This is a genomic window from Roseateles sp. GW821-FHT09H10, assembly GCF_059415865.1.
In genome coordinates, this window is record NZ_JBWKOB010000001.1 from 465228 (window position 1) to 490028 (window position 24801).

Below are 24801 nucleotides of genomic sequence, written 5' to 3' on the forward strand. Positions count from 1 at the left end.
GCGAAGTCTGCCGATTGTGCCAGCCGGGAGGCGAGCTCGAAGCAAACGATTTCCAGGGATAACGTCAGGATTTCAGGGCTGCCGCGCGACAAACCGTGTGGTTTTGGCTCAACCCTCGTCCCGAGGGGAGCATCAGAAGACTTGGTCGGGGTGAGAGGATTCGAACCTCCGGCCTCTACGTCCCGAACGTAGCGCTCTACCAGGCTAAGCTACACCCCGATGGTCTTCTTGTTGGGGGCATTCAGCAGGGCACTTGCGTGCCGCTTTCAAGAATGCCGCTCAACCGACTGAATTGCGAATTCTAGCAGAGATTCCGTCCACTTGTTTGGAGGCAGGTGGCTGAGGCAGTCCGCGGCGTGCCTGGCTTCGGTCCGGGCGGCTTCCCGCGTCGACTCGAGAGCGCCGGTCGAGCGCACGATGGCGACGATCTCCTGCAGCTTCTCCTGCTCGCCTTCCTCGATGGCATGGCGCAGCAGGGCGCGCTGCTCGGCGCTGGCGCGCTCCATCGCGATCAGCAGCGGCAGCGTCGTCTTGCCTTCGCGCAGGTCGTCGCCGATGTTCTTGCCGAGCTCGAGAGCGTCGCCTTCGTAGTCCAGCACGTCGTCGATGAGCTGGAAGGCGGTCCCGAGAGCGCGCCCATAGGCGGCGCAGGCCTCCTCGACTTCCGGCGATGCGTTGGCAAGCACCGCGCCCAGTCGCGCGCTGGCCTCGAAGAGCTTGGCGGTCTTGAAGCGGATCACGCGCAGATAGCTCTCGACGGTGATGTCGGGGTCATGCATGTTCATCAACTGCAGGACCTCGCCCTCGGCGATGACATTGGTGGCTTCCGCCAGCACCTCCAGCACTCGCATCCGGTCGACGGACACCATCATCTGGAAGGCGCGCGAATAGAGGAAGTCGCCGACCAGCACGCTGGCGGCGTTGCCGAACAAGGCGTTGGCCGTCGGCTTGCCGCGGCGCAGCGAGGATTCGTCGACGACGTCATCGTGCAGCAGCGTGGCGGTGTGGATGAACTCGACGACTGCGGCAAGCTCGAAGCGCGCCGGCTTGTCGAAGCCGAGGGCGTTGGCGAACAGCAGCACCAGCTTGGGCCGCATGCGCTTGCCGCCGGCATGCACGATGTAGTGGGCGATCTGGTCGATCAGCGCCACATCGGAGGAGAGGCGTTGGGCGATGACGGCGTCGACCTGGGCCATTTCGGCGGCCAGCAGGGCAAGAACCTCGGCGACTTGGGATGGGGGCGAGGCTGACTCGACGCGCACTCTGGACTCTCAGGCAAGGAATCGCCTCATTATAGAAACGGTGTCCACCCCCTCCCGGACGAGGCTGGGCCGGGCAGTTGTCACGGGGCTTGCACGCGGGCGCTGGACGACGCCATTGCCTTCACTTGAAAGCTCAGGGTATACTCGTGGGCTCTTTGCGGTTCGTGCGTCTTTTGGCGCGTGAGTGGCGGAGAGACCAAAACCGACAAAAAGGCCCGACGAGGGCGGTGGCGCGAGTCTGATGACGAGGGCCTAGCCGCTGGAGCCGGGTGAGTGCACCCCCGAGGTGCGGAAGGATGAATATGTACGCGGTCATCAAAACCGGCGGCAAGCAATACAAGGTTGCTGCTGGCGAAAAGATCAAGGTCGAGCTGCTCGACGCGGAAGTTGGCGCTGAGGTCACTCTTGACCAGGTGCTGGCAGTTGGCAGCGGTGACGGCCTGACGGTCGGCGCTCCGCTGGTCGCCGGCGCTACGGTCAGCGCCAAGGTCGTCAGCCACGGCAAGCACGACAAGGTTCGCATCTTCAAGATGCGCCGTCGCAAGCACTACAAGAAGAGCCAGGGCCATCGCCAGAACTACACCGAGCTGGAAATCAGCGCGGTCAACGGCTGATCCCATCTTCTTTCGCTAATTTCTAGGAGCTAAACATGGCACAGAAAAAGGGCGGCGGTTCTACACGGAACGGCCGCGACTCCAAGCCCAAGATGCTGGGCGTCAAGGCTTACGGCGGCGAACTGATCTCCGCTGGCTCGATCATCGTCCGCCAGCGCGGCACGAAGTTCCACCCCGGCGTGAACGTCGGCATCGGCAAGGACCACACGCTGTTCGCGCTGGTCGATGGCCACGTGAGCTTCACCGTCAAGGGCGCCAACAACCGTTCGACGGTTGTCGTGACCCCGCTGGCCGCCTAAGGTCGGCAAGGTTCGGGCGGCAACATCGCCCGAAAGCCCAAGCCCCGGCTCGCCGGGGCTTTGTCATTTCTGAAGTCTGCTGCGCCACACGACGGCACGCCGGACGCAACCTCAGCCATTACGATGGCTCTCCCGCCATGAAATTCGTTGACGAAGCCACCATCGATGTCGCCGCCGGTAACGGTGGTGCTGGCTGCGCGAGCTTTCGCCGCGAGAAGTTCATCCCCTTCGGCGGGCCGGACGGTGGCGACGGTGGCAAGGGCGGCAGCGTCTGGGCCGAGGCCGATCGCAACCTCAACACCCTGATCGACTACCGCTATGCGCGCCGCCACGAGGCGCGCAATGGCGAGGCCGGCCGTGGTTCGGACTGCTTCGGCGCCGCCGCCGACGACATCGTGCTGCGCATGCCGGTGGGCACCATCATCACCGACCTCGAGACCGAGTCGGTCATCGGCGAGTTGCTCGAGCCCGGCGAGCGCATCCTGCTGTGCAAGGGTGGCGACGGCGGCTTCGGCAATCTGCATTTCAAGACCTCGACCAACCGAGCGCCGCGTCAGAAGACGCCGGGCTGGCCGGGCGAGATCAAGAAGGTGCGGCTGGAGCTGCGCGTGCTGGCCGACGTCGGCCTGCTGGGCCAGCCCAACGCCGGCAAGTCCACGCTGATCACGGCGGTGTCCAACGCCAAGCCCAAGATCGCCGACTATCCCTTCACGACCTTGCACCCCAATCTGGGCGTCGTGCGCGTCGCGCCGGAGAAGAGCTTCGTCGTCGCCGACATCCCGGGCCTCATCGAAGGCGCCGCGGAAGGTGCCGGCCTGGGCCACCAGTTCCTGCGCCATCTGCAGCGCACCCGCCTGCTGCTGCATGTCGTCGACCTGGCCCCCTTCGACCCCGAGGTCGATCCGGTCAAGGAAGCCAAGGCCATCGTCGCCGAGCTGAAGAAGTACGACCCCGAGCTGCACGCCAAGCCGCGCTGGCTGGTGCTGAACAAGCTGGACATGGTGCCCGAAGAAGAGCGCGCCACGCGCGTGAAGGACTTCGTCAAGCGCTACAAGTGGAAGGGGCCGGTCTTCGAGATCTCGGCCCTGACCCGCGAAGGCTGCCAGCCGCTGATCCACGCCATCTACGACCACGTCGCCGCCGAGCAGCGCGTAATTGAAGAGCGCGACATCCGTTTCGATTCCCCTGACCCCGCCGAATGAGTCTGCTGTCCAGCGCGCGTCGCATCGTTGTCAAAGTCGGTTCCAGCCTCGTCACCAACGAGGGCCGCGGCGTTGATGCCGAAGCGATCGCGAACTGGAGCCGCCAGCTGGCGGCCTTGGCGGGCGAAGGGCGCGAGCTGGTCATGGTGTCCAGCGGTGCCATCGCCGAGGGCATGAAGCGCCTCGGTTGGGCGACGCGCCCCAAAGAATTGCATGAACTGCAGGCGGCTGCGGCCGTCGGCCAGATGGGCCTGGCCCAGATGTATGAGAGCCAGCTCAGCGCCCATGGACTGCCGAGCGCCCAGGTGCTGCTGACCCATGCCGACCTGGCCGACCGCGAACGCTATCTGAATGCGCGCTCGACGCTGCTGACGCTGCTGGCCCACCGCGTGCTGCCCGTCATCAACGAGAACGACACCGTCGTCAACGACGAGATCAAGTTCGGCGACAACGACACGCTGGGCGCCCTGGTCGCCAATCTGGTCGAGGCCGATGCCCTCGTCATCCTGACCGACCAGCGCGGCCTCTACTCGGCCGATCCGCGCAAGGACCCCAACGCCCGCTTCATCGACAACGCCCAGGCCGGCGACGCGGAGCTGGAGCGCATGGCCGGCGGCGCCGGCTCCAGCATCGGCCGCGGCGGCATGCTCACCAAGATCCTGGCCGCCAAGCGCGCGGCCGGCAGTGGTGCCGGCACCGTCATCGCCTGGGGCCGCGAGCCCGACGTGCTGGTGCGCCTGGCTGCCGGCGAGGCCATCGGTACGGCCCTGCACGCGGCCACGCCCAAGCTGGCGGCGCGCAAGCAGTGGATGGTCGACCACCTGCAGTTGCGCGGCTCGGTCAAGGTCGATGCCGGCGCGGCGGTCAAGCTGCGCGACGAAGGCAAGAGCCTGCTGCCCATCGGCGTCGTCGAAGTGCAGGGCGGTTTCCACCGTGGCGACGTGATTGCCGTGCAGACGACCGAAGGGGTCGAACTGGCGCGTGGCCTGGCCAACTACTCAGCTTCGGAAGCGCGGCTGATCGCCCGCAAGCCGTCGTCGGAGTTCGAGGCCGTGCTCGGCTATGCGGCCGAGCCAGAGCTCATCCACCGAGACAATATGGTTCTCCGATAGGAGGAACCATATTGCGGCGCAGCCACAACTTGGTGCTCCGCTAGGAGCCTGACGGCTCGCCGTCCGGCGGCGTCGCCGTCGCCTCCAGTGGCACGGGCCCGCTGCCGGCATCCAACGGCATCGGTCCGCTGTTGCGCTCCCGGTGCGCCGGCCGCATGCCGGCGCGCAGATAGCGGTTGTGGTGGTTGATGCGCGGCAGATAGCGCGCCAGTTCCGTCAGCGCCATTTCGTAGACACCGCGCTTGAACTCGATGACGGCCTCCAGCGGCACCCAGTACTCGTTCCAGCGCCAGGCGTCGAATTCGGGGTGGTCGGTGGCGCGCAGATTCATGTCGCAGTCGCGGCCCACCATCTGCAGCAGGAACCAGATCTGCTTCTGGCCGCGGTAATGGCCACGCGCATCGCGGCGGATGAAATGCTCGGGCACCTCATAGCGCAGCCAGTCGCGAGTTCTCGCGATGATGCGCACATGCTCTGGCGTGAGCCCCACCTCTTCGTGGAGCTCTCGGAACATCGCCTGCTCAGGCGTTTCACCGTGCTTGATGCCCCCTTGCGGGAACTGCCACGAGTGCGTCCGGATGCGCTTGCCCCAGAAAACCTCGTTGCGCTGGTTGAGCAGGATGATGCCGACGTTGGGGCGGAAGCCTTCACGGTCGAGCATAATCAACCTCAAATCTCTAGTTGGTTCGATTATTGCATCGGGCCACGATCGCCACAGCGCCCTCGCTAACCCGAAGATTTCTCCCTGTTTTGTCGTGACTTGGCCGGGTTTTCACCCGGCCTTCGCATTTAGTACCGCCCATGAAAGCCTCCCAGTTCTTCATCTCCACCCTCAAGGAAGCTCCCGCCGATGCCGAGGTCGTCAGCCACAAGCTGATGATGCGCGCGGGCATGATCAAGCGTCTGGGCGCTGGCATTTACAACTACATGCCGATGGGGCTTCGCGTCATCCGCAAGGTCGAGAAGATCATTCGCGAGGAGATGGACGCCGCCGGCGCCGTCGAATGCCTGATGCCCGTCATCCAGCCCGCCGAGCTGTGGCAGGAGACCGGCCGCTTCGACAAGATGGGCCCTGAACTGCTGCGCGTGAAGGACCGCCATGGCCGCGACTTCATCGTCCAGCCCACCAGCGAAGAAGTCATCACCGACATCGCCCGCCAGGAGCTGCGCAGCTATCGCCAGCTGCCGAAAAATTTCTATCACATCCAGACCAAGTTCCGGGACGAGCGCCGCCCCCGCTTCGGCCTGATGCGCGGCCGCGAGTTCACGATGAAGGACGCCTATTCCTTCGACCGTGACAAGGATGCCGCCGGCCGCAGCTACGACAACATGTACGCGGCCTACTGCAAGATCTTCGACCGCTTCGGCCTGCAGTACCGCGCCGTCGCGGCCGACACGGGCGCCATTGGTGGCGACCGCTCGCACGAGTTCCAGGTCATCGCCGACACCGGCGAGGACGCCATCGTCTACTGCCCGACCAGCGATTACGCCGCCAATATCGAGCTGGCCGAGGCCGTGGCCCTGATGCCCGCGCGTGGCGAGGCCATGCAGGCCCTGGCCAAGACGCCCACGCCCGGCAAGTCCACCTGCGAAGAGGTGGCCCTGCTGCTGGGCCTGCCGCTGGCCCAGACCGTCAAGTCGCTGGTGCTGGCCACCGATGAACTCGACAAGGACGGCAATATCGTCAAGACCCAGGTCTGGCTGCTGCTGGTGCGCGGCGATCACGATCTGAATGAAGTGAAGGCCGGCAAGGTCGAAGGCCTGAAGGGCGGTTTCCGCTTCGCCACCGTCGGTGAAATCATCGACCACTTCGGCTGCAAGCCCGGCTACCTCGGCCCCATCGGCCTGCAAAAGCCCGTCAAGATCATTGCCGACCGCACCGTCGCCGTCATGAGCGATTTCATCTGCGGCGCCAATGAGGCCGACTTCCACCTGGCCGGCGTCAACTGGGGCCGCGACCTGCCCGAGCCCGATGTCGTCGCCGACATCCGCAATGTCGTCGCCGGCGATCCCTCGCCCGACGGCAAGGGCCTGCTCGCCATCCAGCGCGGTATCGAGGTGGGCCATGTGTTCTATCTCGGCACCAAGTACAGCAAGGCCATGAATGCGACCTTCCTGGACGAGAACGGCAAGCCGGCCCTGATGGAAATGGGCTGCTTCGGCATCGGCGTGACGCGCATCCTGGGCGCTGCCATCGAGCAGAACCACGATGGACGCGGCATCATCTGGCCGGATGCGATCGCGCCTTTCACGGTGGTGATCTGCCCCATCGGCGCGGACCGCAGCGAGGACGTGAAGAACGCCGCCGACAAGCTCCATGGCGAGCTGAAGGCCCTCGGCGTGGACGTGCTGCTGGACGACCGCGGCGAACGCCCCGGCGCGATGTTCGCGGACTGGGAGCTGATCGGCGTGCCGCATCGCGTCGTGCTGGGCGACCGTGGCCTCAAGGAAGGCCAGGTCGAGTACCAGGGCCGCCGCGACGAGGCTGCGACCAAGCTCGGCGTCAACGACGTGGTCGGCCATCTGAAGGGCCTGCTCAAGCTTTGAAGCGCCGGCTGCTGCTGTCCAGCCTGCTCGCCGCACCCTTTGCGGCGAGGGCTGGCGCTCAGGTCGAGGAACCCTTGGCGGATTCGATGCGGTCCGCGCTGACCGCCTCCATCGCGCAGGCCGCGCCGCCGCGCCCGAAGTTCGAGGCCGGCCAGGTCGACGAGCGCATGGCCTATCTGCGCTGGCTGGGTGCCATGAGCGAGCGCCTGAAGAAGCGCAAGACCGAGACGCAGATCCGCATCGAGTTCCTCGAGACCGTCTGGTACGAGGCCAAGCGCGCGGGCCTGGAGCCCAGCCTGGTGCTCGGCCTCGTGCAGGTGGAGAGCGGCTTTCGCAAATACGCCATCAGCATTGCCGGCGCACGCGGCTATATGCAGGTCATGCCCTTCTGGGCCAAGCTGATCGGCGATGGTGACGCCGCGCGGCTCTTCCATATGCAGAGCAATCTGCGCTTCGGCTGCGTCATCCTGCGCCACTACCTGGACCGCGAGAAGGGCGATCTCTTCCTGGCTCTGGGCCGCTACAACGGCAGCCGCGGCCGCCCCGAGTATCCGAACGCGGTGTTTGCCGCGCGGCGCCAGTGGCTGCTGCCGGGCGAAAAGTGAAGGGCTGGTAAAGCCCTCAGGGCTTACCCGGCGTGGCTTGTGGCCGGGCCTGGCAGCCGCGTTAGGCTTTCCGGTTTCGTCCACAAGACAAGCCCGCCGATGCCCGCTGCCAAACGCTTTGCGCCACTTCTTTTCTGCACCTTGCTGGCCAGCGGCCTGAGCTGGGCCCAGCAGCCCGCCGACAACCCGCTCTTCGCGCCCAGCCCGCTGCCGCTGCAGTACCCGCAGTTCGACAAGGTGAAGGACGAGCATTTCGGCCCGGCCCTGGACAAGGGCATGGTCGAGCAGTTGGCCGAGATCCAGGCCATCGCCGACAACCCCGCCGCGCCGACCTTCGACAACACCATCGTCGCGATGGAGCGCAGCGGCCGCCAGCTGGCCCGCGCCAGCACCCTGCTGTTCAGCCTGCTGGGCGCCGATGCCAACCCGGCTCGCCAGCAACTGCAGACCGACTACGCCGCCAGGCTCGCGGCGCACCGCGACGCCATCCAGCTCAATCCCAAGCTGTTCGCGCGCATCGAAGCCCTGTACGCCGCGCGCGACAAGGCCGCGCCGAGCGCCGAGGGCAAGCGCCTCATCGAGCGCTATCGCCGCGACATGGTGCGTGCCGGCGCGTTGCTGAACGACGAGCAGAAGGGCCGCATGAAGGCCATCAACGCCGAACTGGCGACGCTGGGCGCGCGCTTCAACCGGGCGGTGCTGACCGAGGTCAATGACTCGGCCGTCGTCGTCGACAGTGCCGAGGAACTGGCCGGCCTGACGCCGGCCCAGATCTCGACCGCCGCGGAGGCTGCGAAGAGGAAGGGCCTGGAAGGCAAATACCTGCTGGCGCTGCTGAACACCACCATCCAGCCGCTCGAGACCGAGCTGCAGAACCGCGCCCTGCGCGAGCGCCTGCACCGCGCCTCGGTGGCGCGTGGCAGCCGTGGCAACGCCAACGACACCACGGGCATCGTGGCGCGCGTGATGACGCTGCGCCAGGAGCGCGCGACCCTGCTGGGCTACGCGACGCCGGCTGCCTTCGTGCTCGAGGAGGAGACCGCCAAGTCGGCCGACGCCGTCAACGCCATGCTCGGCAAGCTGGGCCCCGCCGCCGTGGCCTCGGCCAGGCAGGAAGGCGCCGAGCTGCAGAAGCTCATCGACGCCGACCAGGCCGCCAAGAAGCAGCCCGGCTTCGCGCTGCAGCCCTGGGACTGGAGCTATTACTCGGACAAGCTGCGCGCCGCCAAATACGGTTTCGACGAGAGCCAGCTCAAGCCCTATCTGGAGATCACCAGCGTGCTGGAGCGCGGCGTGTTCTTCGCGGCCAACCAGCTCTACGGCATCAGCTTCAAGCGCCGCACCGACCTGCCGGTCTATCGCGACGACGTGCTGACCTATGACGTCTTCGACACCAACGGCAAGCAGCTCGCCATCTTCATCGCCGACCTCTATGCCCGGCCCAGCAAGCGCGGTGGCGCCTGGATGAATGCCTACGTGGGCCAGAACCCGCTGGAAGGCACCTCGCCCGTCGTCGCCAACCACCTCAACATCCCCAAGCCGCCGGCCGGCGAGCCGACGCTGCTGACCTGGGACGAGGTCAACACCCTGTTCCACGAGTTCGGCCATGCCCTGCACGGCATGTTCAACAAGGTGCCTTACCCCAGCCTGAGCCGCGTGCCGCGCGACTTCGTCGAGTACCCGTCGCAGGTCAACGAGGTCTGGGCCGACTGGCCCAGCGTGCTGGCCAATTACGCGCGCCACTACAAGACGGGCGAGGCCATGCCGCGTGAGCTGCTCGACAAGGTCGAGCGCGCCAAGCGCTTCAACCAGGGCTACACGACGCTGTCCTATCTGAGCTCGGCCATCCTCGACCAGCGCCTGCACCAGCTCAAGCCCGGCCAGGTGCCCGCGGCCGACGGCATGATGGCCTTCGAGGCCAAGGTGCTGAAGGAGGAGGGCCTGGACTTCGGCCCGGTGCCGCCGCGCTACCGCACGCCTTATTTCAGCCACATCATGGGCGGCTACTCGGCCGGCTACTACGCCTACATCTGGAGCGAGGTGCTGGACGCCGACACCGTGGAATGGCTGAAGGCCAACGGTGGCCTGAAGCGCGCCAATGGCGATGTGCTGCGCGCCAAGCTGCTGTCACGCGGCGGCGCCGAGGATGCGATGGTGCTGTTCCGCAATCTCGTCGGCCATGAGCCTGACATCAAGCCGCTGCTGGAGAGGCGCGGCCTGGTGATGCAGAAGCCCTGAGCTTCAGGCGGCGGCGCCCCGCCCGCGCTGGGCGCCGCTGAAAGTCAGGGCCTGGCCGAGGCACAGGAAAGCCCAGGGACTGGCGACGTTGAAGGAAAGGAAGAGGCCAGCGACGAAAGCGGCGCAGGCCAGCACCAGCAGCGCAGCTCCCGCCATTGCGCACTGCCGCGGCGACATCAGGTGCCGCCAAGCCAGAGCCGCCATGGCGGGCAGGGTCAGCGCCAGCATGCCCAACTGCACCTCCGGGTGGGAGATGCCCTTGCTCAATATCGGGATACCCGGCACGCGTTCTGGTGCCAAGGCCCAGTAGGCCAGAGTGACGACGCGCAGCGCGCAGTCCAGTCCGGCCAGCGCCATGGCGCTCCAGATCATCCAGTGGTGCTTGCGGGCCGCCATGGCGCGGGGTCAGAGGCCCGTCCAGGCCTTGGGCTGGGCCTGGGCCACGCCGGCCAACTCGAGCACGCGCTCAGCCGTTTCGTTGACCATCTCTTCAATGGTCTTGGGGTGGTGATAGAAGGCCGGCAGCGGCGGAAAGCAGATGCCGCCCATCTCGGTCACCGCGACCATATTGCGCAGATGGGCCAGGTTGAAGGGCGTCTCGCGCACCATCAAGATGAGGCGGCGGCGCTCCTTCAGCGTCACATCGGCGGCGCGCGTCAACAGGTTGTCGCCCAGGCCGTGGGCGATGGCTGCCAGCGACTTCATCGAGCAGGGGGCGACGACCATGGCGGCCGTCGCGAAACTGCCGCTGGCGATGCAGGCGCCGATGTCGCCGGGCGCATAGGCGTGATCGGCCTCGGCTTCCAGCGTCGATCGATCCAGGCCCAGTTCGTGATGGGCATTCAGGATGCCGGCGGGCGTGGCGATGAGATGGGTTTCGACACCCAGCTCGCGCGAGCGGCGCAGCAGGCGCAGCGCATAGGCCGCGCCTGTCGCTCCGGTCAGCCCGACGACGAGCCGCTGGGTCATCAGGCGGTAGCCAGAGCCTGCTGCAGCTCACCCGACTCGTACATCTCCATCATGATGTCCGAGCCACCGAGGAACTCGCCATTGATGTAGAGCTGGGGGATGGTGGGCCAGTTGGCGTAGTCCTTGATGCCCTGGCGCACTTCCTCGTCTTCCAGCACGTTGAAGGTCTTCAGATCGGTCACGCCGGCCGCCTTCAGGATCTGGATGGCGCGGCCGGAGAAGCCGCACATGGGGAACTGGGCCGTGCCCTTCATGAAGAGCACGACACGGTTGGACTTGACCAGGTCGTCGATGCGTTGCTGAACGTCGCTCATTGCAGTTCTCGGAAAGGCAAAACCGCAATTATCCCGGACGGCCCGGGTCTGCCGTCAGTAGCTGTACGCCAGACCCAGTTGCAGCAGGGGCTTGAAGCGCAGGTCGCGCATGGCGTCCTCGAAGCCCTGGGCGCTGCTGCGGCCCAGGCGCAGGCCGCCATAGGAGCCCGACATCAGGCCCAGGTCGGCGCTGAAGGCCAAGCCGCTGTTGTGCACCCGGCCGGTGTAGCCGATGCCGACATAGGACAGGTTGGCGTTGTCGGCGGCGTAGCTGTCGGGGCCGCTCAGGGACAGACTGCGCCGGCCGGCGGCGACGGGGCCGCTGCCCAGGGCCAGGCCGCCGCTGCTCTGTGCCATCGACAGCGGGCCGAGCAGCAAGCCGCCGGTGGCGCGCAGGCCGCCACTGACGCCGGTCATGCCGGACTTGGTGAGGTAGTAGTCGCCGAGCAGGTTGGCGCTCAGCACGCGGGAGCCGCCGAGACGGGGCTGCTGGGCCTCGCTGCTGCCGTCCACGCTGTTCAACTGCAATCGCGCCTGCCAGCGCGGGCTGGCGCCGTCGTCAGCCCAGGCAGGGGCGGCGAGAAGGGCAGAGAGGCTCAGTACTGCAGCGCTGGCAAGGCGGGCCATGATCGTCTCCTGCCGGTGCATCGGGTGGCGCCGGGATTTGATACTACGCCCGCCGCTCAGTTACGGGAAAGAAGAACTGGCAGCAATACGTCACACATTTCGGGGAGGTTTCAGCTGGTTGCAGCCCAGCGCCCCCCACTTGCGCGGGCGCGGTCGGCCAGGTCGCGACGCAGCGTCGCCTGGGCAAAACCGCGGCTTTCCAGCAGGGCGGCCACGGCCTCGGCCTGGTCCCAGCCATGCTCCAGCAGCAGCCAGGCGCCGGCATTCAGATGTTGCGGCGCAACATCAATCAGCGTGCGCAGGTCGGCCAGGCCGTCGCCGCCGGGCGTCAGCGCCGTGATCGGCTCGTGGCGCAGGGCCGGCAGATGCGGGTCGTCGCCGGCGATATAGGGCGGGTTGCTGACGACGAGGTCAAAGCGCTGGCCGGCCAGCGGGGCGAACCAGCTGCCATGGCGCCAGTCGACGTCCAGCGCGAGCCTTTCCCCGTTCGCGCGCGCGACGGCCAGGGCGGCGGCGCTGAAGTCCACCGCCGTGACCAGGGCGCGCGGGCAGGCCGCCTTGAGGGCCAGCGCGATGGCGCCGCTGCCGGTGCCGAGGTCGACGACGCGGGGCTGGCCGGGCAGGTCCGCCAGCCGTTCCAGCGCCCAGTCGACCAGGGTCTCGGTGTCCGGGCGCGGGATCAGCGTGGCGGGTGTGACCTGCAGCAGCAGGCCGTGGAAGGGCTGCCAGCCGGTCAGGTGGGCCAGCGGCTCACCGGCGGCCAGGCGGCGCAGTGCAGCGTCGGCGCCGGGCGCTGGCGCGTCGCCATGCGTGATGAGCCAGGTGCGCGCCTGGCCGGTCAGGTGGCCGAGCAGCGTCTGCGCGTCGCCGCGCTCGATGCCGAGCTGGCGGGCCAGGGCCAGCGCTTCATCGACCGTCATGCGCGGCCGGCTTCCAGTTCGGCCAGCTGTTCGGCGGCCTGCGCGGCCAGCAGGCCCTGGATGACGTCGTCCAGGTCGCCGTCCATGATCTGCCCGAGCTTGTAGAGGGTCAGGTTGATGCGGTGGTCGGTCAGCCGGCCCTGCGGGAAGTTGTAGGTGCGGATGCGGTCGCTGCGGTCGCCGCTGCCGATGAGCCCTTTGCGCGTGGCGGCCTCCTTGGCGGCGCGCTCGCTGCGTTCCTTCTCCTGGATGCGGGCCTGCAGCACCTGCAGCGCCTTGGCCTTGTTGCTGTGCTGACTGCGGCCGTCCTGGCATTCGGCCACGATGCCGGTGGGCAGGTGGACGACGCGCACGGCGGAGTCGGTCTTGTTGATGTGCTGGCCGCCGGCGCCGCTGGCGCGGAAGGTGTCGATGCGCAGGTCGGCCGGGTTCAGCGTGATGGCCTCGGCCTCGTCGGGCTCGGGCATCACGGCGATGGTGCAGGCGCTGGTGTGGATGCGGCCCTGGGTTTCGGTCGCCGGCACGCGCTGGACGCGGTGGCCGCCGCTCTCGAATTTCAGGCGGCCATAGACGCCATCACCCTCCACGCGCACGACCAGCTCCTTGTAGCCGCCCAGGTCCGACACGTTCTCGGACAGGATCTCGCATCGCCATCCCTGGCCCTCGGCGAAGCGAAGATACATTCGCGCCAGGTCGCCGGCGAACAGGGCCGACTCATCGCCCCCCGTGCCGGCGCGGATTTCGAGGAAGGCGTTGCGCTCGTCGTCGGGATCCTTGGGGATCAGGGCCAGCTGCAGCTCTTGGTCCAGCGCGGCGAGGGCGGCCTCGTTGGACGCGATCTCCTCGCGCGCCATCTCGGCCATCTCGGGGTCGTCGAGCATCTCGCGTGCGCCAGCAAGGTCGGCCTCATGCGCTTGATAGCGGCGGTAGCGCTCGACCAGGCCCGACACCTCGGCCTGTTCCTTGGTCACGGCGCGATAGCGCTTCATGTCGGCGGCGATGCTGCCGTCGGCGAGGAGGGCGTCGAGCTCGGCAAGGCGGAAGCCGAGGCGTTCGAACTGCTGGCGCAGGGAGTCTTTCATGGGCGGCAAACGAAAAGGCAGTCAGGGGCGGCGCAGCACGCGCGCCGGGCGGCGGCTGGAGAGCGCCGCTAAGACTGCTTGCCGCGCAGGAAGAGGCGCGACACGGTCTGTGCGAGCTGCAGGCGCTGCTCGCCATCGCTGGAGTTCAGTTCGGCCAGGGTGCCGTGCAGCAGCTTCTGGGTCAGGCCCTTGGACAGGGCGTCCAGCACCGCTTCCACATCGGCGCCCTTGGCCAGCAGCTTGCGGGCGCGGGCAATCTCGAGGGCGCGCCAATCGTCGGCCTGGGCATGCAGGGCCTGGATCAGCGGCACGGTGTGGCGCTGGTCCAGCCAGTGCATGAAGCTCTGCACGCCGGTCTCGACGATGGCCTCGGCCTGGGCCACGGCGGCCTGGCGCTTCTCGCCGGCGGTCTGCACCTGGGAGGCGAGTTCGTCGACGGTGTAGAGATAGACGTCGTCCAGCTGGGCGACCTCGGGCTCGATGTCGCGCGGCACGGCCAGGTCGACCATGAACATCGGGCGGTGCTTGCGCTTCTTCAGCGCGCGCTCGACGGCGCCCAGGCCGATCAGCGGCAGGCTGGAGGCCGTGCAGGAGACGACGATGTCGAACTCGTGCAGGCGCTCGGGCAGGTCGGACAGCCGCATGGCCTCGGCGCCGAAATGCGTGGCGAGCTTTTCGCCGCGCTCCAGCGTGCGGTTGGCGACGGCCATATGACGCGGGGTGCGCGCCGCGAAATGGGTCGCGGTCAGCTCGATCATCTCGCCAGCGCCGACGAAGAGGACACGGGTCTTGGCCAGGTCCTCGAACAGCTGGCCGGCCAGGCGCACGGCCGCGGCGGCCATGCTGATGGAGTGGGCGCCGATCTCGGTGGAGCTGCGCACTTCCTTGGCGACAGAGAAGCTGCGCTGAAAGAGCTGGTGCAGGGTGGTGCCCAGGGCGCCGGCGTTCTCGGCCTCGCGCACCGCCTGCTTCATCTGGCCGAGGATCTGCGGCTCGCCCAGCACCATGGAGTCCAGGCCGGCCGCGACGCGGAAGGCATGGCGGGCGGCGTCGCTGCCCTGCATCACATAGGCATGCTCGCGCAGGGCGCCGGCCTGCACGCCGCCGGCGTCGGCCAGCCAGGCGATGGCCGGCTGCACCAGGGCCGACGGCGCGGCCACATAGACCTCGGTGCGGTTGCAGGTCGACAGGATGGCGGCCTCGGGGCCGGACAGCTTCTGGCGCAGGCCGGTCAGCGAAGGTGCCAGCTGCTCGAGCGTGAACGCAAACCGCCCGCGCAGATCCAGCGGGGCGGTGTTGTGGTTCAGGCCGAGAGCAAAGACCGACATGGGTTGAATTGTAGGATTCGCGGCTTTTCCGCCCCTGACACCGGTCAAGTCCGAATGAGCCCACTCGACGCCTTCTGGCATATCGCCAACCTGTTCGCCCCGGCCTGGGGGCTGGCGGCGCTGCTGGCGTTGGCGATCAAGGGGCTGTGGCGGCGTGAGGTGAAGTCCTGGCGAAAGCTCTGGGCCTGGGGGGCTGCGGGCGGCATGGCCGCCGTGCTCGTCTCTTTGATGCTGTTCGGCCGCGACGGCCGCATGGCCGGCTACGCCCTGCTGGTGCTCGGCGTCGCCCTGCCGCAGTGGTACTCGCTCAGCTTCAGGCGCTGAAGCGGGCCTATTTGTCGCTGGCTTGCAGGCGCGACATGTCGAAGGTGGCCGTTTCGGGCCCGATAGGTTCCAGGTCGAAGATCTGGCGTAGCACCATGCCCTCCCGGCGCTTGCCGAGGTTGAGTCGCAGGATGAAGGTCTCGCCGGACTGCAGGCGCAAGCGCCTTTCGATCTTGGGCGCGGCCTGGATGTTGTTCAGGTCGTCGGCCGCAGGGGTCGCGGTGGACACGTACTGGGGAATCTGGGTACGCAGCGTGTATTGGCCCGCCTCCAGTTCCAGGCGTACGAATTGCCCGTCGCGCACGACGCCGGACAGGCGGTCGTCGATGAAGAGCTGGTAGTTCACGCCGCCGGCGTAGAACTGGCTGTTGCGGTAGACGTAGACGACAGCCTTGCCATCGGCAGGGCCTTGCAACTTGAAATTGGGGTCGGCGGGCAGTTTGGCCCGGTCTTCCGCCGTTGGCATGTAGGGAACGCCGATGGCCGTGCCGATGAGCTCCTTGGTCGTCGCGGGGCCGGCGCAGCCATTCAGAAGCAGCGTCGCGACGATCGCGGTCGCCCGCAGGGCCAGGCGGGATGTCTTGGGATTCATCAGGCGGTGACGGTCTCGTTCGTCAGCACCTCGCCGCGCAGCGAATGCGCGAAGGCCGTCGTGATGCGCACGTCGACGAGCTGATTCATCAGCCGCGGCGAGCCGGGGAAGTTGACGATGCGGTTGCACTCGGTGCGGCCCATCAGCTCGGAGCTGTCCTTGCGGGCGTTGCCGGTCACGAGCACCTTCTCCACCTTGCCAACCATGCCTTGCGAGATGGTGATGGCATGCGCCTCGATGGCGGCCTGCAGCTCCTGCAGTCGCTTGACCTTGACCTCATAGGGCGTCGTGTCCTCCAGCGCCGCGGCCGGCGTGCCGGGGCGGGGGCTGAAGATGAAGCTGAAGGAGGCGTCGAAGCCGACGTCGTGCACCAGCTTCATCAGCTTGGCGTGGTCTTCGTCCGTTTCGCCGGGGAAGCCGACGATGAAGTCGCTGGCCAGGCGAAGGTCCGGGCGGATGGCGCGCAGCTTGCGCACGATGCTTTTGAACTCCAGCGCCGTGTAGCCGCGCTTCATGGCCATCAGGATGCGGTCGCTGCCATGCTGCACGGGCAGGTGCAGGTGGTTCACCAGCTGCGGGATCTTGCCGTAGGCCTCGATGAGGCGGGGGCTGAACTCGTTGGGGTGGCTGGTGGTGAAGCGCAGGCGCTGGATGCCGGGGATCTCGGCCGCGTATTCCAGCAGCAGGGCCAGGTCGGCGAACTCGGTGGTGTCGCCCATCTTGCCGCGGTAGGCATTGACGTTCTGGCCCAGCAGGTTGATCTCCATGACGCCCTGGTCGGCCAGGCCGGCGATCTCGGTCAGCACGTCGTCAAACGGCCGCGAGACCTCTTCGCCGCGGGTGTAGGGCACCACGCAGTAGGAGCAGTACTTGGAGCAACCTTCCATGATGGAGACGAAGGCCGAGGCGCCCTCGACCTTGGCCGGCGGCAGGTGGTCGAACTTCTCGATCTCGGGGAAAGAGATGTCGACCTGCGGGCGGCGCGTCTCGCGGCGGGCTTCCAGCATGGCGGGCAGGCGGTGCAGGGTCTGCGGGCCGAAGACCACGTCCACATAGGGCGCACGCTCGATGATGGCCGCGCCTTCCTGCGAGGCCACGCAGCCGCCGACGCCGATCATGACGCCCTTGGCCTTGAGGTGCTTGACGCGGCCCAGGTCGCTGAAGACCTTTTCCTGCGCCTTCTCGCGCACCGAGCAGGTGTTGAACAGGATGAGGTCGGCCTGCTCGGGATCGTCGGTGGGCGTGTAGCCCTTGGCGGCGCCCAGCACGTCGGCCATCTTGTCCGAGTCGTACTCGTTCATCTGGCAGCCGAAGGTCTTGATGTAGACCTTCTTGCCCGTCGTGTCGGCGCTCATGGCTTCACCCAGGTCTGGTTGCCGGGAATGAACTGCCACTTGGCGGCCTCGGCCGGCGACGTCGGCCAGGTCTTGTTGGCGAGCTCGGCGGGGTTGAGCACCCAGACGTCCATGACCAGGCCGTTGGGTTCGACCGTGTAGTGGACGATGAGCTTCTGGCCCGTCAGGCCCGCGGGCGGAACCCACAGATTGGTGTCGCCCTTGATGCGGCTGCCGGGCGCCAGGCGCGCGGGCTTGCCGTTCAGCAGCGCGTCGGGGAACTGCGTGATGACGAGTTCGCCGCGCAAGGCGGTGGCCGGGAAGAAGCGGTGCGTCTGGGCGTGGGCGACCAGGCAACTCGCGGCGAGGGTCAGTGCGAGAACACAGCGGTACATGGCATGTCCAGTGGCTGCGAAAGCGGCCGCCTCAAATGGCAGCTGCGGGAGCAGCCACCTGAAACGGCAGCTGCGGGAGCAGAACGATTCTGCAAAGAAAAACGGCCCGAGGAGTGCTCGGGCCGTTCGGATTCTGGTGGCGCTTCAGGGACTCGAACCCCGGACCTGTGGATTATGATTCCATCGCTCTAACCAACTGAGCTAAAGCGCCTAAGCCCGCTATTCTAAGCGAAGTTTTCAGGGCTTGGCAAGAAGAGCCTGCAAGGGTTTTTCCGGCAGCTGCTGGAGCCCCTCGACAACCCGGGTGGCGTTGAAGACGGCGCCGGCGTCGTTGGTGTGGGTGCGGGCATCGGAGAAGAAGGTGTCGACGCGCTCGGCGCCGACGCCGCGGTAGGCCTGGGTGATGAGCATCGTCAGGTCGATGAAGTGCGCGCCGCTGGCGCGCGCGACCTGCTCGCCCCAGGCGGCGTAGTTCTCGAAGTCGCGCGCCTGCTCGGGCTTCCAGCGGTCCTTGTGCGGGATGGGCGACAGCACCACGACCCTGGCGCCCTTGGCGCGCGCATCCGAGATGTAGCGCTTCAGATACCAGCCAAAGCTCTGCACGGTCTCCTTGCTGCCGTCGGGCCGGGTGTCCTCCACCGTTTCATCGCCGATGCCCGGCACCGACCCGCGGTTCTTGCCGGCAGGGTCGCCGATGCGGGCGCCGTCGTTGTGGCCGAACTGGATCAGCAGCCAGTCGCCGGGCTTGAGCTGCTCCAGCACGGACGCCCAACGGCCTTCGGTGAAGAAGGTGCGGCTGCTGCGGCCGCCGATGGCGTTGTTGACGATGTTGATGCGCCGGGTGTCGAAGAAGGTGCCGAGGCGCTCGCCCCAGCCGAAGGCGCCGTTCTGGCCGCCGCTGCGCACGGTGGAGTCGCCGATCAGCACCAGGCTGGGCAGGCTGGCATCGCGCGGCGCTTCGACCTTGACCTTGCGGGCATCGATGACCGGCCGCTCGTCCGAACCGTCCGGCGCGAAGCGGCGCAGGTAGACGTCCTCGGGCAGCAGCTTGTTCTGCAACAGCCCGGCAATGACGAGCTGGGCGTTGACCGCCGCGCCCAGCCAGTTGGTGTGCACGGTCTCCTGCGGCATGTCCGCGGGGAAGAGCTTCTCGACAGTCGCCCGACCCAGGGCCTCGTAGCGCAGCGCGCCCCATTCATTGAGGTCGATGAAAGCCACGCCTTCCTGCTTCGCGACCTCCGCCGCCCAGGCCGCGTAGTTGCCGCCGGCCCGCGTGACCTTCAGGCCGTCGGCCTCCCAGCGCTTGCGGATGACCGGCGCGCAGATGACGGGCGTGGCCCCCAGGGCGCGGATCTCGGCGATGTAGCCGCGCAGATAGGCGCCATAGGTGAAGACGGTCTCGGGCTTGCCGGTCAGCAGGTTGTTGATGTCCTCCTGCTCGGGACCGGTGCCACGCAGCACGCCGCGGGCGCGGCTGTTGTCGTTGACCGGGCTGGCGTCGTTGTGGCCGAACTGCATGGCGACCCAGTCGCCGCGCTTGATGAAGGCCCTGGTCTTGTCCCAATGCCCGCTGGTCCGGTAGGTGCGGCTGCTGAGGCCGCCGACGGCGCGGTTGACGAGATTGATCCTGCCCGCATCCAGGTAGGCGGCGATGGGGTTGCCCCAGCCCCACTGGCCTTCCGCTCCCTTGCCCTGGCCGTCATCGTGGCCGTTGCGCACCGTCGAGTCGCCGATGAGGATGAGGGACGGCAGCTCCGGCCTGGCCGGCGCGGGCAGGGTGACCTGGGCGCGCGCCGGGTCGGTCGCGGCGGTGAAGGTCTGGGCCTGGACCACGGAGAAAGTCAGCAGGAAAAGCAGGGCGGTGAGCTTGGCGGTCATGGCGCGGATGCTAGGAGCAGCGCGGGCCGCGACGGCGCAAGTTCTTGAGCGATTGGGGCCCAGCAATATCGCGCAACAGAGCCGGTCCTAGAGTCGCGCCACCTCGATCAATGACCCCACCACCATGTCGCTTCGCAAGACCTCCCTGCTGCTGGGCCTGCTGCTGGCCACGGTGCCGGCCTGGGCCCAGATCGGCCAGCGCTTCCCGTCGGAGAAGCGCGTTCTGCCCGACCCCGTCACCGGCGCAACGCTGAGCTTCCTGACGACGCAGCCGCGTGGCGACTCCAAGATCTATCCCAGCCATCCGCAGTGGACGGCCGACGGCCAGTGGCTGGTGTTCCGCTCGGCGCGGGCGAAGGGCGAAGCGATCGCGGTGAACGAGGCCAGCGGCGAGATGGTGCAGGTCACCGAGGGCGGCTATGAGGGCATGCTCAATCTCGCGCAGTCGGGCGGCAACCGGCTCTACTTCCTGCGCAAGGCCGGCGAGCCCAAGGCCATGCAGGCCATCGAGGTGGACCTGGACCGCGTCTTCGCCGACAGCAAGGCCGGCGCCATGAAGCCGGCCACCAGCTACCAGCGCGTCATCGGCACGCTGCCGGCCGAACTGGAAGCCGTGGGCGACAACGCCCTCGATGCCGACGGCCAGTGGTTCTACTTTCGCATCCAGGGCAAGGCCTACGCAGGCGCCAGGCTGCCGGCCGGTACCAAGATCGAGCCGCCCTTCGGTCCGCGCGGCATGGGCGCCGGGCCGCACGCCATCGGCAAGATCAACGTGCAGACCGGCGAGATCCGGCATGTGGTCTCGGTACCCTTCCAGATCGGCCATATCCAGAGCAACAGCTGGAACCCGGGCGAGCTGGTGTTCAGCTGGGAGACGGGCGGCAAGTCGCCTCAGCGCACCTGGACCGTCAAGGGCGACGGCACGGGCTTGCGCCCCCTCTACCCCGAGGCGCCCTATGAATGGGTCACGCACGAGGCCTTCATTGGCAGGGACGAGGTGGCCCTGGCCATCATGGGCCACCGACCCATCCCGGGCGTGGTCGACCCGAACCGGCCAGCAGCCACCGGCGTCGAAGGCGCCAACCCGGGCCAGGACGCGGCCTGGGGCGATGCCGGCACGCGCGAGAAGCCGACCGGCCTGGCCATCGTCAACCTGCGCACGCGTGAAACCATGATCGCTGGCCAGACGCCTTCGGGCAGCGGGCTGTGGCATGTGCATGGCTCGCCCGACGGGCGCTTTGCGGTCGGCGACGACTTCAGCCGCAGCCTTTGGCTGATCGACCGCAAGAGCCGCGAAATGATGCTGCTGACGACCGGCCACAAGACCACGGCGCGCGACCATCCGCATCCGACCTTCAGCCCCGACGGCAGGAAGATCCAGATCCAGTCCGCCATGCTGGCCGCCGATGGGCGCGAAATGAATATCTGCATCGTGCCGGTGCCGCCGGCGTGGCTGGATCGCAAACCCTGATCTTCAATATGTATTCTGATATTCGCGTTTTTGCATATTGATGTTTGAATTTGTGGGCCAACCCTTGGCGGGGTTTGGCCCATATTCATTCATGCCGGGTGCGCCGCTCAGCCCGCATCGCCCGGCATGCCGCATCCCGCCTGCCTGCCGGGTGCGCCCGGGATAATTACGAACGTGATCGAAACCCGCGTCGTTCAAGGGTTTTCTCGGAGTCGAAGCAATCACGCCCGTGATTCTTTGCTGAGCGATGAACACGGCGCAAACCCGGCCCCTAGACTGTCTTCGGGGCAATAAAGAGTGCCATTTCGAGCCCTCCCTGGTCGATATTTTCGGAGACAGACAAAATGCTGAAGAAGATTCACGGCGGTGCGCCGGTTTCGCGTTGGACACCGTTGGCCCTGGCTGTTTCGGCCGCCCTGGCCAGCCAGGCCCACGCCCAGCAGGCCGCGGCGCCGGCTGAGGCCGCGTCAGCACCTGCCGCGGCGGCCAAGGCCCAGCAGCTGGACACGGTCACCGTCACCGGCATCCGCCGCTCCATCCAGAGCGCCATCGACCGCAAGAAGAACGCGTCCACCGTCAGCGACAGCATCGTTGCGGAAGACATCGACCAGTTCCCGGACAAGAACGTCGGCGAGGCGCTGTCGCGCATCACCGGCGTGCAGCTGTCGCGCTCGTTCGGCGAAGGCTCGCAGGTCTCCATCCGCGGCGTCGAGCCCGACCTGAACCGCGTCCAGATCAACGGCATGTCGGTGCTGAGCACCACCGGCGGTGCCGGCCGCGGCGCCGAACTGCGCGAGCTGGCGTCGGAGCTGATCGCCTCCATCGACGTCATCAAAGGCTCGACGGCCGACCTGACCGAAGGCGGCATCGGCGGCACTGTGGAGATCAAGACGCGCAAGCCGCTGGACTTCACCAAGCTCACCATCGCCGGCACGCTGGCGGCCGAGCAGGGCAGCCTGCGCGGCGGCATCCAGCCGCGCGGCACGCTGCTGCTGGCCGACAAGTTCCTGGACGGCAAGCTCGGCCTGATGGCCAATCTCGTCTACGACAAGATCTACACGCGCGGCGACTTCGCGCGCAACACCTCCTGGGCCTTCCTGCGCGACTGGGACTTCTCGGATGACAAGACGATCGCGAGCTTGAACCCGACAGCGGCTGCCGTGACGACCCGCACGGGCTGTACGACATTCGCGGCTGGCAGCACCAACCGCGCCGACTGCGACCGGCAGTGGTTCGACTACTCGCCGCGCATCTCGCGCTACGGCATCTGGACCCGCGACCACCAGCGCAGCTCGGCCGAGCTGACGGCGCAATACCAGTTCACCCAGCAGCTGGACGCCTATGTGAGCTACCAGGCCAACAAGCAGGCGCAGCGGCTCAACGACATGAACTACGGCACCGACTTCTCGGCGGTGACGCGGCTGGCCTCGCCGGGCAATGCGCCGGTCTACCGCGCCGATGCCACGGTGCTGACGGCCGGCACCTGCGTGGCCGCGCCGGCGGCCGCCACGCCGGCCGGCATGGTGGTGGAGAACCACCATGTCACGCAGTTCACCGCGGGCAACTGCCTGAACGTGGCGGGCCAGGGCGGCCAGGGCGCGTTCAGCACCTCGGCGCGCGATTTCGCCCTCGACATCGACTCCAAGTACACCACCGCCGGCTTCAAGTTCAAAAACGACAAGTGGCGCGTCGAGGGTCTGTTGGGCGACTCCAGGTCGGACTACAAGAGCGAGAGCAACAACATCGTGCTCACGCAGAACGCGCCCGGCCTGGTCGTCAAGCTCGACGGCGCCCGCCTGCCGCAGTTCACCTTCCCGGCGGCCTACAGCCCCGACAACGCCTCCTCTTATGTGCAGGCGCAGATGCAATACCGCCCGTCGGCGACCAAGAACACCGAGCGCAACGGCAAGCTGGACTTCCAGTACCACTTTGACGACAGCTTCTTCCAGAGCCTGTGGTTCGGCGGCCAGATGCGCGAGTCCACCGCGCGCCAGTTCAACGGCGGCGGCTACCTGGTGCAGAACAACGGCAGCCTGACCGCCACCGACGAGGCGGTGGACATCAATGCCCGCACCGCCAACGTCAACCAGACCTTCATCTGGGACCCGCTCTACACGGGCACGGCGCAGCGCCCCAACGACACGCAGACCTACATCAACACCGGGTTCAAGACCTCCTATGTGACCAGCGCGCGCATGCAGGAGATCGTCAACACCATCCGCACCAAGTCGCCCGGCACCTTCATGGGCGGCTATGGCGACGTCTCCGGCGTGCCGGCCAACTGGACTTCGCCGAGCTATGCGGCCACGGCGGCCTCGGGCATCTTCGACACCAGCGACTTCTCGCACAAATACCTGTACTCGACGCCCGGCAACGACGGCAAGACCTATCCGCAGATCCCGGCCTTCGACGTCACCGAGAAGATCAAGGCGGGCTATGTGCGCCTGGACTGGGGCACCGAGCTCTTCGGCCTGCCGCTGGACGGCAATGTCGGCGTGCGCTACACCCGCACCGACGTGACCTCGACCGGCATCCGCACCGACCGCACCTGCAATCCAGCCACCGTGTCGACCTGCTCGGTGCTGGTGAACAGCAACACCGTGGTGTCGCTCAGCAACAGCTACAGCGACGTGCTGCCCAGCCTGAACGGCACGCTGCAGCTGATCAACGGCAAGCTGCTGGTGCGCGGCGGCGCGGCCAAGGTGATGGCGCGCCCGGCGATCGACCTGCTGGCGCCCAACGTCACCTGCACCACCGGCAGCGGCGACCCGGCGCGTGGCGGTGACGGCACCGACGACTGCACGGCCGGCAACCCCGACCTCAAGCCCTACCGCGCCACCAAGTACGACCTGAGCGTCGAGTACTACCCCAGCCGCGACACGCAGCTGAGCCTGGCCGCCTTCCGCACCGAGATCGGCACCTATGTCCGCAAGGGCATCATCAACCGCGGCGTCAACTTCTACGGCGACGGCCGCCTGTTCGACGTGACGCAGGCCATCAACGGCGAAGGCGCCAAGACCCAGGGCCTGGAACTGGCGGGCCGCACGGCGCTGTCCTTCCTGCCGGGCTTCCTCGGCAACTTCGGCGTGGATGCCAACTACACCCGCATGACCTTCAGCTACGCCGCAGGCAACGAGCTGATCAGCCCGCTGGACAACTCGATCCTGCCCTATCCGGGCCTGTCCAAGAACTCCTACAACCTGGGCCTGTGGTACGACGACGGCAATTTCAACGCCCGCCTGGCCTATGCCTACCGCGACAAGTACTACACCGGCTTCAACGATGTGTCGGGCAACCCGAACTTCGCCGACAAGACCGGCTATCTGGACGCCAAGATCCAGTGGAAGGCCACCAAGAACTTCACGCTGGCCTTCGAAGCCAAGAACCTGACCAACCAGGCCGAGCTGACCTATGCCGGCGACCTGAGCCGCCCCAACGAACTGGCCTGGTCGGGCCGCCGCTATTACGTGACCCTGGGCTACAAGCTCTGATCCGATGGACCTCCGGGCCGGCATGGCCTCCTTGTCGCGCTGACTGCGCGCCGGCCCCCGCCAACGCTGGGGCCTTTTTTTTAGCCCCTCGCCCGGCCCGCCGCGCTGGACGCGGGCGGGCCGGGCGGTCCCCCGAGGGGACGGCGATGCTTGCGGCATTGAGCCGCAAGCACATCGCCAGAGCGGGCCGGCTAGGG

23 protein-coding genes and 2 tRNA genes are annotated in these 24801 nt (G+C 67.2%); 10 read left to right on the top strand and 15 right to left on the bottom strand.

Going from position 1 to position 24801, the window contains the following annotated elements; genetic code table 11:
• Nucleotides 1-142: 142 nt before the first annotated feature.
• Nucleotides 143-219: transfer RNA gene (locus AC07OY_RS02055), tRNA-Pro, on the bottom strand.
• A gap of 47 nt (nt 220-266) precedes the next feature.
• Nucleotides 267-1211 (bottom strand): polyprenyl synthetase family protein, encoded by a 945-nt coding sequence (locus tag AC07OY_RS02060; protein WP_495041963.1) that lies wholly within the window; start codon nt 1209-1211, stop codon nt 267-269.
• 353 nt (nt 1212-1564) lie between these two features.
• Here AC07OY_RS02060 and rplU point away from each other — a divergent pair, with 353 nt between their 5' ends.
• The 4 genes from rplU (at nt 1565) to proB (ending at nt 4489) form a co-directional block, all read left to right on the top strand.
• Complete coding sequence (gene rplU / locus AC07OY_RS02065; RefSeq protein WP_025564359.1) at nt 1565-1876, top strand: 50S ribosomal protein L21; 312 nt, start codon at nt 1565-1567, stop codon at nt 1874-1876.
• A 35-nt stretch (nt 1877-1911) separates the two neighbouring features.
• Complete coding sequence (gene rpmA / locus AC07OY_RS02070) at nt 1912-2175, top strand: 50S ribosomal protein L27 (protein ID WP_119043685.1); 264 nt, start codon at nt 1912-1914, stop codon at nt 2173-2175.
• A gap of 137 nt (nt 2176-2312) precedes the next feature.
• Entirely contained in the window at nt 2313-3377 is a 1065-nt protein-coding gene (gene obgE / locus AC07OY_RS02075) for a GTPase ObgE (protein WP_495040861.1), read from the top strand.
• Nucleotides 3374-4489 carry a glutamate 5-kinase gene (proB, locus tag AC07OY_RS02080; RefSeq protein WP_495040862.1) on the top strand — a complete coding sequence of 372 codons (1116 nt, stop codon included), beginning with the start codon at nt 3374-3376 and terminating at the stop codon, nt 4487-4489. The genes obgE and proB overlap by 4 nt, the downstream gene beginning before the upstream one ends.
• Nucleotides 4490-4529: 40 nt before the next feature.
• Here the strand turns inward: proB and AC07OY_RS02085 are convergent, their stop codons facing one another.
• The gene (locus AC07OY_RS02085) at nt 4530-5150 is read right to left on the bottom strand and encodes an RNA pyrophosphohydrolase (protein WP_495041964.1); all 621 of its coding nucleotides are present in this window, start codon (nt 5148-5150) and stop codon (nt 4530-4532) included.
• A 140-nt stretch (nt 5151-5290) separates the two neighbouring features.
• Between AC07OY_RS02085 and AC07OY_RS02090 the strand changes: the two genes are divergently transcribed.
• The 3 genes from AC07OY_RS02090 (at nt 5291) to AC07OY_RS02100 (ending at nt 9879) form a co-directional block, all read left to right on the top strand.
• Entirely contained in the window at nt 5291-7036 is a 1746-nt protein-coding gene (locus AC07OY_RS02090) for a proline--tRNA ligase (RefSeq protein WP_495040863.1), read from the top strand.
• Nucleotides 7033-7641 (top strand): lytic transglycosylase domain-containing protein, encoded by a 609-nt coding sequence (locus AC07OY_RS02095; RefSeq protein ID WP_495040864.1) that lies wholly within the window; start codon nt 7033-7035, stop codon nt 7639-7641. Before AC07OY_RS02090 ends, AC07OY_RS02095 begins: the two co-directional genes overlap by 4 nt.
• A gap of 99 nt (nt 7642-7740) precedes the next feature.
• Nucleotides 7741-9879 carry a M3 family metallopeptidase gene (locus AC07OY_RS02100; protein ID WP_495040865.1) on the top strand — a complete coding sequence of 713 codons (2139 nt, stop codon included), beginning with the start codon at nt 7741-7743 and terminating at the stop codon, nt 9877-9879.
• 3 nt (nt 9880-9882) lie between these two features.
• Here the strand turns inward: AC07OY_RS02100 and AC07OY_RS02105 are convergent, their stop codons facing one another.
• The 7 genes from AC07OY_RS02105 to hemA form a co-directional block, all read right to left on the bottom strand.
• The gene (locus AC07OY_RS02105; protein WP_495040866.1) at nt 9883-10275 is read right to left on the bottom strand and encodes a hypothetical protein; all 393 of its coding nucleotides are present in this window, start codon (nt 10273-10275) and stop codon (nt 9883-9885) included.
• Between the two features lie 9 nt (nt 10276-10284).
• Nucleotides 10285-10848, bottom strand: coding sequence for a UbiX family flavin prenyltransferase (locus AC07OY_RS02110; protein WP_495040867.1), 564 nt, complete (start codon nt 10846-10848; stop codon nt 10285-10287).
• Entirely contained in the window at nt 10848-11162 is a 315-nt protein-coding gene (grxD, locus tag AC07OY_RS02115; protein ID WP_439465992.1) for a Grx4 family monothiol glutaredoxin, read from the bottom strand. The genes AC07OY_RS02110 and grxD overlap by 1 nt, the downstream gene beginning before the upstream one ends.
• Nucleotides 11163-11216: 54 nt before the next feature.
• Entirely contained in the window at nt 11217-11789 is a 573-nt protein-coding gene (locus AC07OY_RS02120; protein ID WP_495040868.1) for a hypothetical protein, read from the bottom strand.
• 110 nt (nt 11790-11899) lie between these two features.
• Nucleotides 11900-12709, bottom strand: a complete 810-nt coding sequence (gene prmC, locus AC07OY_RS02125) for a peptide chain release factor N(5)-glutamine methyltransferase (RefSeq protein WP_495040869.1) — start codon at nt 12707-12709, stop codon at nt 11900-11902.
• The gene (gene prfA / locus AC07OY_RS02130; RefSeq protein WP_495040870.1) at nt 12706-13791 is read right to left on the bottom strand and encodes a peptide chain release factor 1; all 1086 of its coding nucleotides are present in this window, start codon (nt 13789-13791) and stop codon (nt 12706-12708) included. Before prfA ends, prmC begins: the two co-directional genes overlap by 4 nt.
• Before the next feature lie 68 nt (nt 13792-13859).
• Nucleotides 13860-15119 (bottom strand): glutamyl-tRNA reductase, encoded by a 1260-nt coding sequence (gene hemA / locus AC07OY_RS02135; protein WP_495040871.1) that lies wholly within the window; start codon nt 15117-15119, stop codon nt 13860-13862.
• 54 nt (nt 15120-15173) lie between these two features.
• Between hemA and AC07OY_RS02140 the strand changes: the two genes are divergently transcribed.
• Nucleotides 15174-15443: a hypothetical protein gene (locus AC07OY_RS02140; RefSeq protein WP_495040872.1), complete on the top strand. Its 270-nt coding sequence runs from the start codon at nt 15174-15176 to the stop codon at nt 15441-15443.
• Between the two features lie 7 nt (nt 15444-15450).
• Here the strand turns inward: AC07OY_RS02140 and AC07OY_RS02145 are convergent, their stop codons facing one another.
• The 5 genes from AC07OY_RS02145 to AC07OY_RS02165 all read right to left on the bottom strand — a co-directional run bounded on the left by AC07OY_RS02145 (nt 15451) and on the right by AC07OY_RS02165 (nt 19642).
• Nucleotides 15451-16035 carry a hypothetical protein gene (locus AC07OY_RS02145; RefSeq protein WP_495040873.1) on the bottom strand — a complete coding sequence of 195 codons (585 nt, stop codon included), beginning with the start codon at nt 16033-16035 and terminating at the stop codon, nt 15451-15453.
• Complete coding sequence (gene miaB / locus AC07OY_RS02150) at nt 16035-17390, bottom strand: tRNA (N6-isopentenyl adenosine(37)-C2)-methylthiotransferase MiaB (protein WP_495040874.1); 1356 nt, start codon at nt 17388-17390, stop codon at nt 16035-16037. Before miaB ends, AC07OY_RS02145 begins: the two co-directional genes overlap by 1 nt.
• Nucleotides 17387-17764 carry a hypothetical protein gene (locus AC07OY_RS02155; RefSeq protein ID WP_495040875.1) on the bottom strand — a complete coding sequence of 126 codons (378 nt, stop codon included), beginning with the start codon at nt 17762-17764 and terminating at the stop codon, nt 17387-17389. Before AC07OY_RS02155 ends, miaB begins: the two co-directional genes overlap by 4 nt.
• A gap of 134 nt (nt 17765-17898) precedes the next feature.
• A tRNA-Met gene (locus AC07OY_RS02160) sits at nt 17899-17975 on the bottom strand.
• 26 nt (nt 17976-18001) lie between these two features.
• Nucleotides 18002-19642 carry a rhamnogalacturonan acetylesterase gene (locus tag AC07OY_RS02165; RefSeq protein ID WP_495040876.1) on the bottom strand — a complete coding sequence of 547 codons (1641 nt, stop codon included), beginning with the start codon at nt 19640-19642 and terminating at the stop codon, nt 18002-18004.
• Between the two features lie 124 nt (nt 19643-19766).
• On the opposite strand from AC07OY_RS02165, the gene AC07OY_RS02170 reads away from it, so the two are divergent.
• Nucleotides 19767-21113 carry a TolB-like translocation protein gene (locus AC07OY_RS02170; RefSeq protein ID WP_495040877.1) on the top strand — a complete coding sequence of 449 codons (1347 nt, stop codon included), beginning with the start codon at nt 19767-19769 and terminating at the stop codon, nt 21111-21113.
• 344 nt (nt 21114-21457) lie between these two features.
• Nucleotides 21458-24604, top strand: coding sequence for a TonB-dependent receptor (locus tag AC07OY_RS02175; protein ID WP_495040878.1), 3147 nt, complete (start codon nt 21458-21460; stop codon nt 24602-24604).
• The last annotated feature ends 197 nt before the right edge of the window (nt 24605-24801 follow it).

Excerpts from the sequence above, each read along its gene's own strand:
- AC07OY_RS02090 (WP_495040863.1), top strand. The coding sequence starts at position 5,291 with ATGAAAGCCTCCCAGTTCTTCATCTCCACCCTCAAGGAAGCTCCCGCC.
- AC07OY_RS02120 (WP_495040868.1), bottom strand. The coding sequence starts at position 11,789 with ATGGCCCGCCTTGCCAGCGCTGCAGTACTGAGCCTCTCTGCCCTTCTC.
- AC07OY_RS02145 (WP_495040873.1), bottom strand. The coding sequence starts at position 16,035 with ATGAATCCCAAGACATCCCGCCTGGCCCTGCGGGCGACCGCGATCGTC.
- AC07OY_RS02155 (WP_495040875.1), bottom strand. The coding sequence starts at position 17,764 with ATGTACCGCTGTGTTCTCGCACTGACCCTCGCCGCGAGTTGCCTGGTC.
- AC07OY_RS02100 (WP_495040865.1), top strand. The coding sequence starts at position 7,741 with ATGCCCGCTGCCAAACGCTTTGCGCCACTTCTTTTCTGCACCTTGCTG.
- AC07OY_RS02175 (WP_495040878.1), top strand. The coding sequence starts at position 21,458 with ATGCTGAAGAAGATTCACGGCGGTGCGCCGGTTTCGCGTTGGACACCG.
- hemA (WP_495040871.1), bottom strand. The coding sequence starts at position 15,119 with ATGTCGGTCTTTGCTCTCGGCCTGAACCACAACACCGCCCCGCTGGAT.
- AC07OY_RS02165 (WP_495040876.1), bottom strand. The coding sequence starts at position 19,642 with ATGACCGCCAAGCTCACCGCCCTGCTTTTCCTGCTGACTTTCTCCGTG.
- proB (WP_495040862.1), top strand. The coding sequence starts at position 3,374 with ATGAGTCTGCTGTCCAGCGCGCGTCGCATCGTTGTCAAAGTCGGTTCC.
- AC07OY_RS02105 (WP_495040866.1), bottom strand. The coding sequence starts at position 10,275 with ATGGCGGCCCGCAAGCACCACTGGATGATCTGGAGCGCCATGGCGCTG.
- AC07OY_RS02085 (WP_495041964.1), bottom strand. The coding sequence starts at position 5,150 with ATGCTCGACCGTGAAGGCTTCCGCCCCAACGTCGGCATCATCCTGCTC.
- AC07OY_RS02170 (WP_495040877.1), top strand. The coding sequence starts at position 19,767 with ATGTCGCTTCGCAAGACCTCCCTGCTGCTGGGCCTGCTGCTGGCCACG.
- AC07OY_RS02110 (WP_495040867.1), bottom strand. The coding sequence starts at position 10,848 with ATGACCCAGCGGCTCGTCGTCGGGCTGACCGGAGCGACAGGCGCGGCC.
- rplU (WP_025564359.1), top strand. The coding sequence starts at position 1,565 with ATGTACGCGGTCATCAAAACCGGCGGCAAGCAATACAAGGTTGCTGCT.
- AC07OY_RS02140 (WP_495040872.1), top strand. The coding sequence starts at position 15,174 with ATGAGCCCACTCGACGCCTTCTGGCATATCGCCAACCTGTTCGCCCCG.
- grxD (WP_439465992.1), bottom strand. The coding sequence starts at position 11,162 with ATGAGCGACGTTCAGCAACGCATCGACGACCTGGTCAAGTCCAACCGT.
- obgE (WP_495040861.1), top strand. The coding sequence starts at position 2,313 with ATGAAATTCGTTGACGAAGCCACCATCGATGTCGCCGCCGGTAACGGT.
- prmC (WP_495040869.1), bottom strand. The coding sequence starts at position 12,709 with ATGACGGTCGATGAAGCGCTGGCCCTGGCCCGCCAGCTCGGCATCGAG.
- rpmA (WP_119043685.1), top strand. The coding sequence starts at position 1,912 with ATGGCACAGAAAAAGGGCGGCGGTTCTACACGGAACGGCCGCGACTCC.
- prfA (WP_495040870.1), bottom strand. The coding sequence starts at position 13,791 with ATGAAAGACTCCCTGCGCCAGCAGTTCGAACGCCTCGGCTTCCGCCTT.
- miaB (WP_495040874.1), bottom strand. The coding sequence starts at position 17,390 with ATGAGCGCCGACACGACGGGCAAGAAGGTCTACATCAAGACCTTCGGC.